The sequence below is a fragment of the Alphaproteobacteria bacterium genome (assembly GCA_018063245.1).
Lineage (GTDB): Bacteria > Pseudomonadota > Alphaproteobacteria > JAGPBS01 > JAGPBS01 > JAGPBS01.
The window spans coordinates 1-16,644 of sequence record JAGPBS010000020.1 but is presented as its reverse complement, the minus strand read 5'-3'; the positions used below and the strand labels follow the sequence as shown (position 1 = coordinate 16,644).

General features: G+C 42.1%; 13 protein-coding genes. 7 read left to right on the top strand and 6 right to left on the bottom strand.

Features of this window, described 5'->3' with window-relative positions:
* The first annotated feature begins 304 nt into the window (after positions 1–304).
* Complete coding sequence (locus tag KBF71_04145) at positions 305–985, top strand: PEP-CTERM sorting domain-containing protein (GenBank protein MBP9877508.1); 681 nt, start codon at positions 305–307, stop codon at positions 983–985.
* A 71-nt stretch (positions 986–1,056) separates the two neighbouring features.
* Here KBF71_04145 and KBF71_04140 read toward each other — a convergent pair whose 3' ends face one another.
* From KBF71_04140 to KBF71_04125, 4 genes are all read right to left on the bottom strand, one after another.
* Positions 1,057–1,680, bottom strand: coding sequence for a DUF3035 domain-containing protein (locus tag KBF71_04140; protein MBP9877507.1), 624 nt, complete (start codon positions 1,678–1,680; stop codon positions 1,057–1,059).
* Positions 1,681–1,739: 59 nt separating this feature from the next.
* Positions 1,740–2,231, bottom strand: coding sequence for a signal peptidase II (gene lspA / locus KBF71_04135; protein ID MBP9877506.1), 492 nt, complete (start codon positions 2,229–2,231; stop codon positions 1,740–1,742).
* A gap of 11 nt (positions 2,232–2,242) precedes the next feature.
* Positions 2,243–5,110, bottom strand: a complete 2,868-nt coding sequence (locus KBF71_04130; protein ID MBP9877505.1) for an isoleucine--tRNA ligase — start codon at positions 5,108–5,110, stop codon at positions 2,243–2,245.
* Positions 5,111–5,199: 89 nt separating this feature from the next.
* Complete coding sequence (locus KBF71_04125) at positions 5,200–5,778, bottom strand: adenylyltransferase/cytidyltransferase family protein (GenBank protein ID MBP9877504.1); 579 nt, start codon at positions 5,776–5,778, stop codon at positions 5,200–5,202.
* Between the two features lie 40 nt (positions 5,779–5,818).
* On the opposite strand from KBF71_04125, the gene KBF71_04120 reads away from it, so the two are divergent.
* The 6 genes from KBF71_04120 (at position 5,819) to KBF71_04095 (ending at position 13,232) form a co-directional block, all read left to right on the top strand.
* Positions 5,819–6,829, top strand: coding sequence for an alpha/beta hydrolase (locus tag KBF71_04120; protein ID MBP9877503.1), 1,011 nt, complete (start codon positions 5,819–5,821; stop codon positions 6,827–6,829).
* The gene (gene hisS / locus KBF71_04115) at positions 6,777–8,129 is read left to right on the top strand and encodes a histidine--tRNA ligase (protein MBP9877502.1); all 1,353 of its coding nucleotides are present in this window, start codon (positions 6,777–6,779) and stop codon (positions 8,127–8,129) included. The genes KBF71_04120 and hisS overlap by 53 nt, the downstream gene beginning before the upstream one ends.
* Positions 8,130–8,243: 114 nt before the next feature.
* Positions 8,244–8,747 carry a DUF3576 domain-containing protein gene (locus KBF71_04110; protein ID MBP9877501.1) on the top strand — a complete coding sequence of 168 codons (504 nt, stop codon included), beginning with the start codon at positions 8,244–8,246 and terminating at the stop codon, positions 8,745–8,747.
* 59 nt (positions 8,748–8,806) lie between these two features.
* The gene (locus KBF71_04105) at positions 8,807–11,398 is read left to right on the top strand and encodes a leucine--tRNA ligase (protein MBP9877500.1); all 2,592 of its coding nucleotides are present in this window, start codon (positions 8,807–8,809) and stop codon (positions 11,396–11,398) included.
* Positions 11,399–11,407: 9 nt separating this feature from the next.
* Positions 11,408–11,971, top strand: a complete 564-nt coding sequence (locus tag KBF71_04100) for a hypothetical protein (protein ID MBP9877499.1) — start codon at positions 11,408–11,410, stop codon at positions 11,969–11,971.
* 238 nt (positions 11,972–12,209) lie between these two features.
* Positions 12,210–13,232 carry a DNA polymerase III subunit delta gene (locus tag KBF71_04095; GenBank protein MBP9877498.1) on the top strand — a complete coding sequence of 341 codons (1,023 nt, stop codon included), beginning with the start codon at positions 12,210–12,212 and terminating at the stop codon, positions 13,230–13,232.
* Between the two features lie 363 nt (positions 13,233–13,595).
* Here the strand turns inward: KBF71_04095 and KBF71_04090 are convergent, their stop codons facing one another.
* The gene (locus tag KBF71_04090; protein MBP9877497.1) at positions 13,596–14,927 is read right to left on the bottom strand and encodes a citrate synthase; all 1,332 of its coding nucleotides are present in this window, start codon (positions 14,925–14,927) and stop codon (positions 13,596–13,598) included.
* A 66-nt stretch (positions 14,928–14,993) separates the two neighbouring features.
* Positions 14,994–16,391: a glutamate--tRNA ligase gene (locus KBF71_04085; protein MBP9877496.1), complete on the bottom strand. Its 1,398-nt coding sequence runs from the start codon at positions 16,389–16,391 to the stop codon at positions 14,994–14,996.
* Between the last annotated feature and the right edge of the window lie 253 nt (positions 16,392–16,644).

The window sequence follows — 16,644 nt, the reverse complement described above, 5'->3', positions numbered from 1 at the left end:
AGTTTGAAAAGAAGATCGCCACGCTGCGCTCGCGATGACGCTTTCAATTGAATTTTTATACCGAGGACTAGCAACACAAACGACTAAAATTTAAAAACCTTAATTATGTAATTTTTTTTTACAGTTTATCTGCTAAACAAACATCAAAAAATTTCTATCATATTGATTTAATTGAATAATAATCTTGGCATACTTCTTGCTATTAATAAAGCGTTGGCAATGCATGCTTTTAGAATTATTGACATTTTTGATTAAAGAATGGGTCTTTTATTATTTAGTGTCAAATTAAAAAAAGGAGATAGCTATGTTAAATAAAACAATGATTGCAGTGAGTGCGTTAACAGCGAGCCTACTTTATGCAGGACAGGCACTAGCGGTGATTTACAGCTTTGATTTTAGATCAACAGGGACGGGACCGGATGGCATTATTAATCCTGGGTCGACGACTGGGTTCAAGGTTTTTCACTCAGTAGAAGATAATAGTCTGGGGCTAACAGTGAGACCTTCTGTAGAATTTGAAGATATAAATATCAATAGTAATTATATTTTCAATAATGCAGATGGTTTTGGTATGAGAGCAATTGGTGATGTTGGTTCAGGTGCTGTCCTTGACTATTCTATGTCTAACGAGGAAAGGGAAATGATTACATTAGACCTTGCAAATTTGAATGCTCAAGTTTTCAGTACTTATGGAGTTAACATAACAAGCTATATTTTATATGTTTCGAGTGCTAATCCTTTAGGCGTTGAGGCGAGTTATAGTCTCGGTGGTGGTTCAGAAATTGGACTTTTCCCGAATGTTTTGACGCCCTTTTCAGGCAATTCTCTGTTAAGAGTTTTCTCTCCGTATAATGGTGAAGGCAATATCCGTATCACTTCTTTGACCTTTACGTTTGAGCCTGTGAGTGCAACTCCGGAACCTGGTATAGTTGCTCTTTTAGGCTTCTCTTTAGCAGGGTTGGCTCTCCTACGCTACAGAAAGTAATTAAGTACTTGGCGTCTGTACAAAAGGCTCATGTATCATGAGCCTTTTTTGTTTTGTGGATGGGGATGGCCTTAATTATCAAACAAGCCTTCAAGCGGTGCTTTTTTCTTGCGCTTGATAATAGGCGTATTGCCATCAGTCACTGATTTATCAGTTTCTTTGTTTCCTTTGATGCGCTTTGTCTCTGCAATTGGATCCACAACATCGCCAGGAGGAAGCTGTTCTTGCCAGAAAACAATTTTATCAATGAAAGATTTGTCTGCTTTAACATAAGCACGGTTTTCTGTGTCGATAACGCTGCGAATATCTGGATCAGTATTCTCTGAGCCAGCCATTCTTAAAACTTCAGTCGTCGCTTTGCTTTTGTATGAAGGTGATGCAGCCGTTGCCATATAGGCTTGTTTCTTACCCTTTTCCCCAAGAACAGCGTCAATTGCTTTTTCTTTTGCTGCAACTTCTTGTGGTCTTGGGGCGCCTGGCTTTGGAGGGGTGAGCTGGTAGTCAGGTGGCATGCTGAGAGGGGCTCTCTCAACAACTTGATATTCATCAGGCGGAAGGTGGTCCATACCAATTGAGCGTTTAATGGTCTCGCCACAACCAGAGAGCATCATAGCGCATACAGATAGTAGACCTAATGAAAGATAGGTGTTTTTGCGGGGCATTTCTGTGTGAAAATTTTTTGTGTCTTGTTTCATACTACTTTCCTCTGATAGAAGCTGAATTTCTTACATAATGTCATGTCCGTCAAGAATAATCAATCCCCAAAAAATAAGTCAATCAAAATCATACAGACACCGACGGAGATTGCAGAATCTGCTAGGTTGAATGAGGGCCAGTGATAGTCTTTCCAGAATATGTCAATAAAATCGAGTACAGCGCCATATTGAAAGCGGTCGATAATGTTCCCAATCCCGCCACCGATCACGAGGCCCAGAGCAATCGCGAGCCAGGCTTTGTTTGCTTTGAATAGCCAGATAGTTACAAATAAAGTGATCAGGCCTGCGATGCCGGCAAGAATATATTGAGATTCATCAGGATTAAAAGCGAGGAAACCAAAACTAACGCCTCGGTTCCAGACAAGATCCATCTGGAAAAATGAAGTGATAATGATCTTGTCCGTAAATTCTGTAAAGTGCGCTAGAATCCAGCTTTTGGAGATGTAATCCAAGATCGTCACAATAGCAGCAATCAATAGGCCCACAATCACATAACGATTGCATCTATTTTTTACGAGTTCTTCAGACATTTCTATTCCCTTCATGCTGCATCTTGCTTGAGTTCATCAAGAACATCATCACATCTGATGCATAATTTATTTTCCATCTCGCCTTTGACTTCAGGCATGATGCGCCAGCAACGGTCACATTTGTCGCCTGCTGCTTCTTGAAAGCTGACGGACACACCTTCTACATCTGGCAATGTAAATGAACCATCGAGGGCAGGGCCAAATTCAACCTTACACTCAGAGGTAATGCCAATTTCCGCCCAGTCAATTTTACCAACAGCAGATTTGTAAGAGTCTGCCAATCGAATGACGGGTGATGCTTCAAGTGATGAGCCAATGACTTTATCTGCACGTTTGACTTCAAGGCAGCCTGTTAAGACGCGTCTGATTTGGCGGATCTGCGTCCATCTATCAAAAAGAGTTGTGTTTTTCCAAGCCGTTGGTATTGTTGGAAATTCTTCTAAATGGACGCTCTCGCTTGCCATGAATTTCTCGCGAACATCCTCACTTGCTTCAGCACGTCTTGTTTGCCAAGCTTCTTCAGCTGTAAAGGCGCAGAAAGGAGCAAGCCATGTTGTGAGCGTCAAGAAGAGTTCATTCATCACTGTTCGAGCAGATCTGCGTTTAAGGGATCTTGGTGAATCACAATAGAGGCAATCTTTCCGAATATCAAAATAGAAAGCAGAGAGTTCAACAGCTGCAAAATGGTGAATGAGTTGGAAAATACGATGGAAATCATAATTTTCAATGAGTCCGCGAATTTCTTGATCAAGCGTATGGAGGCGATGGAGCACCCATTTTTCGAGCTCAGGCATATCATCGTAAGTGACAACTTCACTCAAAGTGAAACCATCGAGTGCACCCATGAGATATCTCAAAGTATTGCGGAGTCTACGATATAGATCAGCTGCTAATTTGAGATTATCATTTCCGATCCGCATATCTTCATTAAAGTCAGTATTAGAGACCCAAAGACGTAAGATATCTGCGCCATATTGGTCAATCACTTTTTGTGGTGCAATTGTATTGCCCAAAGATTTTGACATCTTGTAGCCTTTTTCATCCAGAACATATCCATGTGTCAGAACGTTCTTGTAAGGCGCTTTGTCTCTTGTGCCACATGATTCAAGCAGTGTTGAATGGAACCATCCGCGATGCTGGTCCGATCCTTCAAGATAAAGATCAGCAGGCCATGAGAGGTCCTCTTTGCCTTCAAGAACAAAGGCGTGGGTTGCGCCTGATTCAAACCAGACATCAACAACATCCATAATCTGTTCGTAATCAGATGCTTTGTAGGCATCACCCAAAAAGACTTGAGGATTTGTTTTATACCAAGCATCTGAGCCTTCTTTGCGGAAGATATCTGTGATGCGATTAAAGACGGCATCATCACAAAGAGCTTCACCCGTTTCTTTGTTCACAAAAAGAGCAATCGGAACGCCCCATGCTCTTTGGCGTGAGATACACCAATCAGGACGATTCTCGATCATGGAATAGATCCGCGCGCGTCCATTAACAGGAACCCAGTTTACGCCATCGATCTCATGTAAACATTTTGAGCGTAGGTCATTTTTTTCTAAAGAGATGAACCATTGTGCTGTTGTGCGATAGATAAGTGGTGCTTTTGAACGCCATGAATGTGGATATGAGTGCGTAATTCTGCCCTTTGTCAAAAGCATTTTCTTTTCTTGCAGCCAATGAATAACGGATGGATCGGCATCCCCTTGTTTGCCTTCAGCTGTATAAACAGTTTTTCCAGCAAAGAGGGGAACATGTTGGTAGTAAATGCCATCAGGTCCAACAGTTTGTGGAATTTCAATTTGATTCTCTTTTCCAAGAAGGAAATCGTCTAAGCCATGGCCTGGCGCAATATGAACCAAACCTGTACCAGTTTCAACCGTTACAAATTCTGCTGCAAGGGCAGGGACATCAAATTCATAGCCTTCACCTTTAAAAGGGTGCGAACAGATTGTTCCTTGAAGGTGTGAGCCTTTGAATGATTTCAGCAAGGTTAGTTTGGCGATTTTTGCTCTTTCGCCAACTTCAGCAGCCAGATCAGTTGCTAAAATAAATTTTTCACCTTGTTGCACGTGCGACTCTTCAGCAAGTTCTTCAGCAACATAAAGCCCGTAGTCAAGCTCTGCACCATAGGCAATCGCTCTGTTGCCAGGAATAGTCCAAGGCGTTGTCGTCCAAATGACGCACGATGCGCCAACAAGGGCTGCATCTTTGGCAGTGTGGATTGGAAACTTGACCCAGATTGTATTTGATTTGTGATCATGATACTCAATTTCAGCATCAGCAAGAGCTGTTTTTTCAACAACTGACCACATGACGGGGCGAAGGCCACGATAAAGTCCCCCATTTTTGAGAAATTTGAAGATCTCGCCAGCAATGATCGCTTCAGCATCATTTGTCATGGTGAGGTATGGGTTTTGCCAATCGCCTAGAACACCAAGACGTTTAAACTCTTCGCGTTGAATATCAACCCATTTGGCTGCAAATTCACGACATTCCTGGCGAAATTGCAGAACAGGGACGGCGTCCTTGTCTTTTCCCTTTTCGCGATATTGTTCTTCGATCTTCCATTCAATTGGCAAACCGTGACAATCCCAGCCAGGAACATAATGAATGCCGTAGCCAAGCATGGTGTAGCATTTATTGACAATGTCTTTGAGGATTTTGTTTGTTGCAGTCCCAAGATGAATATGGCCATTTGCATAAGGAGGGCCATCATGGAGAATAAATCTCTTTTTGTTTTTTCCTTTTTTGTAGATTTTATTGTAGAGGTTCAAATTGTTCCAGAAAGCAAGCGTCTCTGGCTCTTTTTGTGCAAGGCCTGCCCTGAGTGGAAAATTTGTTTTTGGGAGAAAAACACTATTTTTAAGATCTTGTTCCATTTAATTCCTCGTAATATAGAATTGAAAGCTAACAATAGTTGTATCAATTTTGGGGTCAACAATAAAGACTTTCTTTGATTTTTTTCATTTTAATTTTGAATAGGATGGCCAAGGAGAGACTTTGCCTTTTCAAAATCACCCGCAGCAAGACAATCTCTAATGTAAGTCGATGAAATAATTTCGCCATTTTGATCACGTGCATAGTCAGGTATCTGAACAGTAAAAAAGCCTTTTGCTTCGTATTCTCTAAGAAGAGTGACGCTACCACTTTTACCTTTGCCAAAGTAGAAGTTATCTCCGACAACGATATAGTTGGCCTTTGCCCATTCAATCAGAATTTGTTCAATAAATTCAGTGCCGCTCATAGAGGCCAGATCTTCATTGAAGGTGAGCTCAAAGTAATAATCAAGGCCCATTGAGTCAAAGAGTTTTCTTTTTTCATCAGCGGTGCTAAGGCGTTTTTCATTGCTTTGTCCATGTGAGAAATAGTCGCGTGGATGAGGCTCAAAGCTCATCACAGCAGATGGCATATTCTGTTCTTTCGCAATATCCTTAACTTGGCGTATCATTTTTTGATGCCCTAAGTGAACGCCATCAAAATTACCGATGGTCAAAACACAGCCCTTTAAATTGGGGATAGTCTCTTTTATGTTTTGAAATGTGTGCATAATTGTGCGACCCTGATTGTAATGACCGAAGGATTCGCAAATGTTTCACTTTACCCCTCTGACCAATTCTGAGTTTCATTTTTTCCCACTTTCTGATGATTGTCAATTGCGATATGCATATTTGAAAGCATCGGGCCAAAAAGAAAAAAAGACAATTCTAATTCTAACGGGCAAAAATGAGTTTATTGAAAAGTACTTTCATCTTGCAAAATTCTGGCATGAAAAGGGGTATAATGTCTATTTATTAGACTGGCGATATCAAGGGCTTTCGAGCCGTGATCCAAATGATTATCAAAAGACCGGCATCAAGGATTTTACGCAGATGGTTGCGGATCTCTATATCTTTTTCCAAAAAGTCATAAAACCTTCACAAGAAGGGATAACGTTAGCCTATGCTCATTCGATGGGTGCACATATCCTCTTAAGGTGTTTGATTGAAAAGAGGTTGCACCTTGATGGCGCTATTATTACATCGCCTCTGGTTCAGATGAATTTCTCGCCCTTTCCGGAGTGGTTTGTTCAGTTTTTAATTGCCTTTTCAAAGTGGTGCGGCAAGTTATCAGGCTATGCTTTAACCCAAGGGCCTTATGTTCCTCAGAGCTTCGCGAGTCAAAAATTAACCAGCGATCGTGGAAATTATGAGGCTCTTGTTGAATTTACGCTTCAAAATCCAACATTGCAAATGGGCGGGGCTACTTATGCTTGGATTGAAGCGGCCTTGGTATCGTGTCAGAAATTGGAAGACGAATTGTATCCGCTTGAAATCCCTGTTCTATTGCTTTCACCTAAAGAAGATCAAGTGGTGAAAATTTCAGGAGCTTATCAACTCCTCAATCAATTGCAGCTATCTTCAGATGAATTTGCCTTTTATGAAGGGGCAAAACATGAGCTTCATAGCGAGGGTAAAAAAATATACAAAGAGGTATTGAAAACAATTGATGATTGGCTCTTGAGGTATTACAATGATTTCAAATTTACAGCAAGCGCAAGAGATCAACATGACCATGATTACACCCAGAATTCCAAGCGGCACTCTCGAATTACTTCCTGAAGATCAGGTTCATTTTCTTGCAATGCTTGATACAATTCGTCAAGGATTTGAAGCCTATGGTTTTGATAATATTGAAACGCCAAATATTGAAAACACGGAGGTGTTGCTCAGTAAAAGTGGCGGTGAGACTGAAAAGCAAGTGTATTTTGTTCAGTCTACTGGCTCTTTAGAGCAAGGCAATAAGCCAGATATAGCACTGCACTTCGATTTGACAATTCCTCTTGCGCGCTATGTCGCTCAATATGAGCGTATGCTGCCTTTTCCTTTTAAGCGTTATCAAATTCAGCGCGTCTATCGCGGAGAAAGAGCACAGAAGGGTCGTTTCCGTGAGTTCTATCAGTGTGATATTGATATCATTGGCAGAGAGACGCTTCATACGAGATATGATGCAGAAATCCTCAATGTAATTCAACGTGTGTTTCTAGATCTTGGCCTTAAGCGTTTTACAATCTATGTGAATAATCGTAAATTACTGAAGGGCTTGTTTGAGGCTTTTGATATTCATTCGGATGAACAGCAAATGCTGATTTTGCGCGAAATCGATAAGGCTGACAAAATTGGCTTTGAGGCTGTTGCCCAAAATCTATCAACATTGAATTTGATGAGTCCGGAAGCGGCGGCAAAGCTCTTATCTATTTTGAATAATGATCTCTCTCAAATCACAAATGCAGATGTGCTTAGCAAATGTGAGTCGCTTGGGATTGCCACGCCTTTGTTCGCTGAAGGACTATCTGAGATCAAAGACCTTATTAATCATGTTGAAAAACTTCCTTTGCCGGATGGAAAAGAAATTGTGCGTATCAATCTTGCTATTGCAAGGGGGCTCGATTATTACACGGGCATGGTGTATGAAACAGTTTTGGATGATTATCTCCAGATTGGTAGCGTTTGTTCAGGCGGTCGCTATGAGAATCTTGTGAATCAATTTTCGCGTCAGTCCTTTCCAGGTGTGGGGATTTCAATTGGCGCAACCAGGCTTTTTTATCAATTAAAAGAAGCCGGTTTTTATAACGATGCTGCACGCAAAAGCTTTGTTGATTATATGGTTTTGCCTCAGGATGAGTCGGTATTGCCTTATGCGCGGCTTGTTGCTCAAACAATTCGTGGGTCTGGCAAAAATGTAGATTTGTATCTTGAAGCCCATCCTTTGAAAAAGCAGATGAAATACGCAGATAAAAGAGCTGTTCCGATGATCATTATCGTTGGTCCAGAGGAAATGGAAGAAGATAAAGTGTTTTGTAAAAATATGTTAACGGGTGTGCAAGACCGAGTGAGTTTAAAAAGCTTGCTTGGAGATTGACCTTGAACATGAATCGTTTTACAGTATAATGGTTTACGAAAAGATTAAATAAGGGGTCTCGGGCACATGAGAAAATCGAACAAAAATTTACATATCTTAGGCAAAGCATTGGTTATGAGTACATTGCTTTTAACAGCTTGCGGTGGTGACGAGGGGCCAGATATTGAGCATAAATACCCAGATCGTCAAAGAGAAGAACGTGAAAAATACGGAACAATTTCAGGAAGTGCTGATGGCTTCAATATCTTCGGCGGTTCAAAAAGAAATAGAAATCGTGATAATGGCAATTATGGTATTGGTGTGAACGGCTATCTCTGGAGAGCTTCGCTTGATACGCTTAACTTTATGCCAATTGCTTCTGCAGATCCTTTTGGTGGCGTGATTATCACAGAATGGTATAATCCTCCAGGATCAGCAAATGAAAGGATCAAACTCAATGTTATGATCCTCGATCGTCAGTTGCGTGCAGATGGAATTAAAGTGTCTATCTTCCGTCAAGAGCACGGTGCAAGAGGATGGCATGACGTGGCAACTGACCAAAAAGCCGTTGTTGATTTTGAAAATGCAATCTTGACAAGAGCGCGTGAGCTCAAAATTCATCATGGCGGCGGCGGTTGATTCTGATCACCATTTGAGCGGAACTATTGTTTATAAATACAGGCGGATTGAAGGGTAATATGTCACGGTATAATTTTAAAGAAACAGAAAAAAAATGGCAAAATCATTGGGATAAAGCAAAAAGCTTTGAAACCGATATTGATACGAAGCGTCCAAAATATTATGTCCTTGAGATGTTCCCTTACCCTTCAGGTCGTCTGCACGTTGGCCATGTTCGTAATTATGCAATTGGTGATGTGATTGCGCGCCTGAAAATGGCACAAGGCTTTAATGTGTTGCATCCGATGGGATGGGATGCTTTCGGGCTTCCGGCTGAAAATGCAGCGATTGAAAACAAAACACATCCCGCAGAATGGACCTATCAGAACATTGAGATCATGCGTGAGCAGCTAAAGATGATCGGTCTCTCCTATGATTGGAACCGTGAAATTGCAACCTGCCATGAAGATTACTATGGTCATGAGCAGAAGATCTTTTTAGATTTTTATAAGAATGATCTTGCTTACCGCAAAGAGTCATTTGTGAACTGGGATCCTGTTGAAAATACAGTGCTCGCCAATGAGCAAGTTGTTGATGGAAAGGGCTGGCGTTCTGGTGTTCCGATTGAGCGCAGAAAGCTCACCCAGTGGTTCCTGAAGATTACAGCATTTGCTGATGAATTGTTAGCAGGTCTTGAGAGTTTAGGCGGATGGCCTGAGCGCGTTCGCTTGATGCAAGAAAATTGGATTGGTAAGTCGCAAGGCATGTTCCTTGATTTTAAATTGGCTCAAAAAATTGATGGGTATGATGACAGTAAACTGACTGTCTATACAACAAGGCATGATACGATTTTTGGCGCGAGCTTTTTAGCAATCTCTCCAAATCATCCAATCTCCCTTCATTTGGCAGAAACCAATGCAGATATAGCGGCTTTTATTCAAGAGTGCAATAAAGTTGGAACCAGTGAAGAAGCGCTTGAGAAAATTGAAAAGAAGGGAATTCCGACAGGTTTTTATGTGGAGAGTCCTGCTGAGTCAAACTTAAAAGTGCCAGTTTATATTGCCAATTTTGTTCTCATGGAATATGGGACAGGCGCTGTTTTTGGTTGTCCTGCTCATGATCAACGCGATTATGAATTTGCAAAAAAATATAATTTGCCAATCAGACCCGTTGTGAGTCCTGATCATAAAGGCACCGTTCCTGACCTATCGCAGGAAGCTTTCACAGAGACAGATTCTGGACGCCTTATCAATTCTGACTTTTTGAATGGTCTTTCTGTAGCTGATGCAAAAGAGAAAATGGCATCAATCTTTGAAGAAAAAGCTGTCGGCACACGCAAAACGATGTATCGTCTGCGCGATTGGGGCGTGTCACGTCAACGTTTCTGGGGCTGTCCGATTCCGATGATTCACTGCCCATCTTGCGGTGTTGTCCCTGTTCCTGAAAAAGATTTGCCTGTTGTGCTGCCAAAAGATGTGACATTTGATAAGCCAGGCAATCCACTTGCCAATCACCCAACCTGGAAGCATGTGAAATGTCCGGAGTGCGGTGTGGATGCAACACGTGAGACAGATACCTTTGATACATTCTTTGAAAGCTCATGGTATTTTGCACGCTATGCGTCTCCAAGAAATACAGAAATGGCTTTTACGCAAAAAGAAGCGGATTATTGGCTACCTGTTGATCAATATATTGGCGGGATTGAACATGCGGTGATGCATCTTCTTTATGCACGCTTCTTTACAAGAGCACTCAAAAAATGTGGCTATCTTAATATTGAAGAACCATTTACAAGGCTTTTGACCCAAGGCATGGTGACACATGAAACTTACCAAGATCAAAAGGGCGCGTGGCTCTATCCAGAAGAAGTGACAGAAAAAGATGGTCAGTGGATTTCGATTAAGACAAAAGAGTCCGTTAAGGCTGGTCGTCTTGAAAAAATGAGTAAGTCTAAAAAGAACGTTGTGAGCCTTGAGCATATTGTTGCAGCCTATGGTGCTGATACAACGCGTCTGTTGCTTTTATCAGATTCTCCGCCTGAGCGCGATCTTGAATGGTCTGAAAGTGGTGTTGAAGGCGCTTGGCGTTATATTCAAAAATTGTGGAAATTCGTTCAGGATATCGCACCTTATTTGAAATCTGTTTCTGTTTTAACAGGCGATGAGAATAAGCATGAATTGCGCAAACTCACCCATAAAACAATCCGTGCAGTTGGTGAAGACTTTGAAAAATTCCACTTTAATAAGGCTGTTGCGCGTTTGCGTGAACTCAGTAATCTCTTGATGGAAGAAGGTCAAAAAACAATCAATGGAAAGGGGGATCCGTCTCTCTTGCCAATTTTGAAAGAGGCAACTGAGTCATTGTTGATTTTATTTGCGCCGGTTATTCCTCATTTGGCAGAAGAATTGTGGCAGACTTTAGGTCATTCTAAAACCATCATTGAGGCGACATGGCCTGTTTATCAACCAGCGCTAACGGTAGATGATGAAGTTCGTATTGCTGTTCAGGTCAATGGAAAATTGCGATCAACCATTATGCTTCCAAAAGATTGTGATCAAAAACTAGCGGAAGAACAGGCTTTAGCGGATAAAGCGGTGCAAACATCTCTAGCGGGTCAAGCTATTCGTAAGGTGATTGTGGTGCCGAATCGTATTGTAAACATTGTGGTATAAGGGTTTCTGATGAAAATTTATCAACGACTATCATGTCTCTGCATCGTTCTCGCCTCTCTTTTTGTACTGAATAATTGCGGACTAAGGCCCGTTTACTATAGTGGTGATTCAAAAAATGATGTAAGGGAAGGGCTTCAGCATGTCAGGGTTGAAACCATTGAAGAGCGTGCAGGGCAAGTACTCTATACTTATTTGGTAAGTGCTCTCGCTTATAATCATAATGATCAGGTGACTCCAAAGACAATGTCATTGAAAGTGAGTTTGAAGGAAACGATTGAAAGCCTTGGCATGAAGAAAGATGGTACTTCATCACGTGAAAGAATTTCACTCTTTGCATCGTATAGTTTGATTGATCTTAAATCAGGCCGTGAGCTGGCGAGCTTTAAATCAAGAAGCACCCTCAATTACAACTTAGTTTCACAGCAGTTCAGTATTTTAACAGCCAAAGAACATAACCGTAAAAAGGCTTTAAAAACACTTTCAGCAGACATATTAAACCGCGTGTCGCTTTATCTGAAAACAGAAAAAGGGAAAGTTGATCCGTCAGCGATTGATTTTAACATCAACGATTAAGAGTGAATTTAGGAATGAGAACTGGATTTAAAACATCAAGAGCCGTCATTCAGAGCCCCCTCATGAGAGGGGGCGTGGTTGGTGCGCGTCATCGCGAGCCGAACAACGTGAGGCGTGGCGATCTCCTTTTTAAAAGTTATGAGATTGCCACGTCGGTTCTGTCTTCGCTACGCTACGACGAGACCTTCCTCGCAATGACGTTTTTTGGACTATCATTCATGATTAAGAGTAGACATCGATGAAAATACAAGGGCGCCAGATTCAAACCTTTATCAATAAGCCTGATTTTGGTCTTTTGGGTGCTTTGATTTTTGGTCCTGAAGAAGGTCTTGTGAGCCAATATGGGAATGATCTTGCTAAAAAAATAGTGCCTGATGTGAAAGATCCATTTTCATCTGTTCAACTTGACATGAGTGCTTTGATTGAGCGTCCCTCTGTTCTTCTTGATGAAATGACGACCATGAGCTTTTTAGGCGGGCGTAAGTTGATACGCGTTCGCTTCGCGAGTGAAAAGATCTTTCCTGCTCTTGAGCTTCTGCTCGACTCTGAGGTGAAGATGGATCATTTCCTGATCATTGAAGCAGGGGATCTTGATACGAAATCTAAATTGCGGAACTATGCTGAAAAGTCAGAGAAATTGGCCTCGATTGCTTGCTATGAGCAAGATATTCCGATGCTGACCTCTGTGATTCAAGAGATGCTAAGGCAAGATGGCTTCAGAGCCGATCCGGACATTCTTTATTTTCTCGCAACGCAATTGGGCAATAACCGCCTGATGCTCAATCTTGAGATTGATAAGCTCAAGCTTTATATGGGTAATGAAAAGCACATTACGATTGATGATGTGAGAGCAAGCCTTTCAAATCAGTTGGAGAGCTTTTTAGATGAGCCTGCCTACGCAGCGGCTGATGGAAATTATGCTGAGCTTGACATGCTTTTATCGCGTCTTTTTAATCAAACGATGATGCCTGTTGCCATTTTGCGCGGGGCTCAAAATCACTTTACGCGTCTCTTGCAGGTCAAAGCACAAATGGAAAAAAAGATGTCGCTTGATTCAGCCATTGCATCATTACGTCCGCCTCTTTTTTTTAAGTCAAAGCCTCAGTTCACGAGGCAATTACAGTTCTGGAAAGTAGGGACTTTACAACAAGCCCTTGAGCTGTTGATGGAGGCGGAACAGGCCTGCAAGATGTCTGGCATGCCAGCAGAAACCATGACATCGCGTTGTTTTTACAAGATTGCAGCTTTGGCGAAAAGGTAATCCAAGCGTTATTTTTAAATGATCCAAACAGATTTTTTAAGGTTAGGCTTTGCGCACCCAGCGCTTAGTATCTAATTTTGTCACCCTCGCGACCTGTCGCGCCGAAGCCTTGGCGTAGGAGGAAGGCGGGGATCCAGAAAGTCTAACAACCTGTGCGTCATGCCGAACTTGTTTCGGCATCTCCCTATAATTATAAGCAGATCCTGAAACGAGTTCAGGATGACTTTTTGTTGAGAGATTTCCTGGATCCTCGCGCCTTTGCCCTCCTACGCACTACGTGCTTCGGCAGACTCGGCTCAGGATGACGAATTAGATACTCCATCAACAACGAATTGTGCGAACCATCTACTTCAGAGTGCCTACTTACCTCTTACCCGTTGGCTTATAGTCACGCTCGGTATAGCCTGTGTAAAGCTGACGCGGACGACCAATTTTTTGAACGGGATCTTCCTGCATTTCATTCCATTGTGCAACCCAGCCTGCTGTACGCGCAAGGGCAAAGAGCACTGTGAACATGCTTGTCGGAAAACCCATGGCTTTCAAAATAATGCCTGAGTAGAAGTCCACATTCGGGTAGAGCTTTTTCTCAATGAAGTATGAATCTTTTAGAGCGATTTGTTCAAGTTCAAGAGCAATGTCAAGAAGTGGCTCATCTCTAATACCAAGATCTTTTAGGACTTCATCGCACGCCTTTTTCAATACATTTGCCCTCGGGTCGAAGTTTTTGTAAACACGGTGACCAAAGCCCATGAGTCTGAATGGGTCATTCTTATCTTTTGCACGAGCCAAGAACTGAGGGATGTTCTTAGGATGCTCAATCTGAGAGAGCATATTAAGAACAGCTTCGTTCGCGCCGCCATGGGCAGGTCCCCAAAGAGATGCAATACCTGATGCAATACAAGCAAATGGATTTGCGCCAGATGAACCAGCCAAGCGAACTGTTGATGTTGATGCATTTTGTTCGTGATCAGCGTGCAGAATAAAGATTTTATCCATGGCTCTGACGAGAGATGGTTTAATTTCATAGTCTTCAGATGGAACGCCAAAAGTCATGCGCATGAAATTTTCTGTATAGCTCAGGCTGTTTTTTGGATACATAAAGGGTTGACCGATAGAATATTTATAAGCCATCGCAGCGAGTGTTGGAATTTTTGCAATCATACGGTGTGATGCAAGCTTGCATTGCGCCGGATCATTAATATCAGTTGAGTCATGATAGAAAGAGGATAGAGCTCCTAACACACCGCACATAATCGCCATTGGGTGCGCATCACGACGGAATCCTTTGTAGAAGTTTGTAATTTGCTCATGGACCAGTGAGTGATTGGTGATTGTATGAGAAAAATGCTTCATCTGATCACTATTCGGCAATTCACCTTCTAAAAGCAAATAGGCAACTTCAAGGAAATTACTTTTTTCTGCGAGTTGATCAATTGGGTAGCCTCTGTAGAGTAGAACCCCTTTGTCGCCATCAATGTAGGTGATTGCTGAAGAGCAGCTGCCAGTTGATGTAAAGCCTGGATCGTATGTGAAGTAACCAGTTTCAGCATAAAGGCTCCTGATGTCAATCACGTCAGGTCCTGTTGTGCCCTTGATAATCGGAAAGTTAAATGTTTTCCCTGTGTTTGGGTCTGTGAGCGTTACAAATTGTTGATTTTCTTGTTGTTTCACGGCTGCGTTTCCTCTGGTTAACATTTGGCTTCCCTCTTTTTGCTGATTTGGTTAGCCCTATTTTATCTTTTTATTCTTAAGGATTTGTCACTAAATGAACTTTTTTAATCGAGAAATGACGATTTTTTGTCCAAGAATTTCCAAGGTTTGAAAGAGAGGAGGGGACTCCATAATCCCGCAAGCTGCAGCTCTGAGTGAAGGCATGATTTTGCCGATCTTGAGTTCTTTTGCCTCTGCAAAAGATTTTAGAGTGGTTTCAAGCGTTCCTGCATCCCAATGACTCATTGACTCAAAAAGTGTAATGATATCTTTGAATTGAGTCGTTGCCTCTGGTGTTAGAGCACTTTGAGCTTTCTCAGAAATCTCAATGTCATTCTCATAGAGCAGAAAGGTTGAAAGATCCGCAAGGTCAATGAGCGTTTTTGCGCGCTCTTTTAAAAGGGGCAGAGCTTTTTTGAAGCGCGCAAGACCATCTGTTGAGAGCTCTCTTGTCATTGCTTTTTGCAGAAAAGGCATTGAAAGATTGTAGAGCTTTGCGTCATCACATTGTTTGATGTAATGAGCATTGATGCTATTGAGCTTATCAATATCAAAGCGCGATGGTGATTTACCAATATTTTTGAGAGTAAACCATTCAATGGCTTGCTCTGTTGGGATGATTTCATCATCGCCATGTGACCATCCAAGACGTAAGAGATAGTTTTTCATGGCTTCAGGCAAATAGCCCATATCGCGGTAAGACTCGGCCCCCAAAGCGCCATGTCTTTTGGATAATTTTGCGCCATCAGGTCCGTGAATCAAAGGAATATGTGAAAAAGAAGGTGCTGTCCAACCCATTGCATTGTAAATTTGCAGCTGACGGAATGTGTTTGTGAGGTGATCATCGCCGCGAATCACATGAGTGATTCCCATGTCATGATCATCAACCACAACAGAGAGCATATAAGTAGGCGTTCCGTCCGAGCGCAGAAGAACCATATCATCTAACTGCTCGTTCTGAAGGGTAATGGTGCCTTGAACTTCATCATGTAATGTTGTCTCACCTGTAAGAGGCGCTTTAAGGCGAATCACAGGGTCAATGCCTTTAGGTGCTTCGCTTTCTGGGCGGTCACGCCAACGGCCATCATAGCGCTGAGCAAGGCCTTGCTCTTTTTGCGTTGCGCGCATTGCTTCGAGTTCATCAGGCTGTGCATAGCATTTGTATGCATGGCCAGAGGCTAACATTTGCATCGCAATTTCCTTGTGGCGATGGCGGTTTTGAAATTGTGAGATAGAGTCACCATCCCATTTGATGCCAAGCCATTCAAGGCTTTCATGAATTTTTGCAACAGCTTCGTCAGTTGATCTTTCCCGATCTGTATCTTCAATTCTTAAGAGAAATTTGCCCTTTTGATTTTTAGAATAGAGCCAGTTAAAATAAGCAGTTCTGGCGCCGCCAATATGAAGATAGCCAGTAGGAGAGGGGGCAAAGCGGGTAACAACAGACATGGGACCTCAGTGTGATTAAAAAAATAATTGACAAAGCATCATAATTCATTTGTTCTCGTTTTGCAAATATCACTATGGTAAATTAGTAAGATATAAGTTTAGACTCAGCTTGTCATGCCCGCGAAGGTGTACAGACCGGAGACATAGGTAACGAATGTGCGGGGACATAGGTAACGAAAATTGATAAACTTTACGGCAAAAATGGGAGATCTAAAATGCCGTGGTTAGCAAAAGGAGTTATCGAAGTGAGAGA

Coding starts and splice junctions, on each gene's coding strand:
- KBF71_04145 (MBP9877508.1), top strand. CDS start 305: ATGTTAAATAAAACAATGATTGCAGTGAGTGCGTTAACAGCGAGCCTA.
- KBF71_04140 (MBP9877507.1), bottom strand. CDS start 1,680: ATGAAACAAGACACAAAAAATTTTCACACAGAAATGCCCCGCAAAAAC.
- lspA (MBP9877506.1), bottom strand. CDS start 2,231: ATGTCTGAAGAACTCGTAAAAAATAGATGCAATCGTTATGTGATTGTG.
- KBF71_04130 (MBP9877505.1), bottom strand. CDS start 5,110: ATGGAACAAGATCTTAAAAATAGTGTTTTTCTCCCAAAAACAAATTTT.
- KBF71_04125 (MBP9877504.1), bottom strand. CDS start 5,778: ATGCACACATTTCAAAACATAAAAGAGACTATCCCCAATTTAAAGGGC.
- KBF71_04120 (MBP9877503.1), top strand. CDS start 5,819: ATGTTTCACTTTACCCCTCTGACCAATTCTGAGTTTCATTTTTTCCCA.
- hisS (MBP9877502.1), top strand. CDS start 6,777: ATGACCATGATTACACCCAGAATTCCAAGCGGCACTCTCGAATTACTT.
- KBF71_04110 (MBP9877501.1), top strand. CDS start 8,244: ATGAGTACATTGCTTTTAACAGCTTGCGGTGGTGACGAGGGGCCAGAT.
- KBF71_04105 (MBP9877500.1), top strand. CDS start 8,807: ATGTCACGGTATAATTTTAAAGAAACAGAAAAAAAATGGCAAAATCAT.
- KBF71_04100 (MBP9877499.1), top strand. CDS start 11,408: ATGAAAATTTATCAACGACTATCATGTCTCTGCATCGTTCTCGCCTCT.
- KBF71_04095 (MBP9877498.1), top strand. CDS start 12,210: ATGAAAATACAAGGGCGCCAGATTCAAACCTTTATCAATAAGCCTGAT.
- KBF71_04090 (MBP9877497.1), bottom strand. CDS start 14,927: ATGTTAACCAGAGGAAACGCAGCCGTGAAACAACAAGAAAATCAACAA.
- KBF71_04085 (MBP9877496.1), bottom strand. CDS start 16,391: ATGTCTGTTGTTACCCGCTTTGCCCCCTCTCCTACTGGCTATCTTCAT.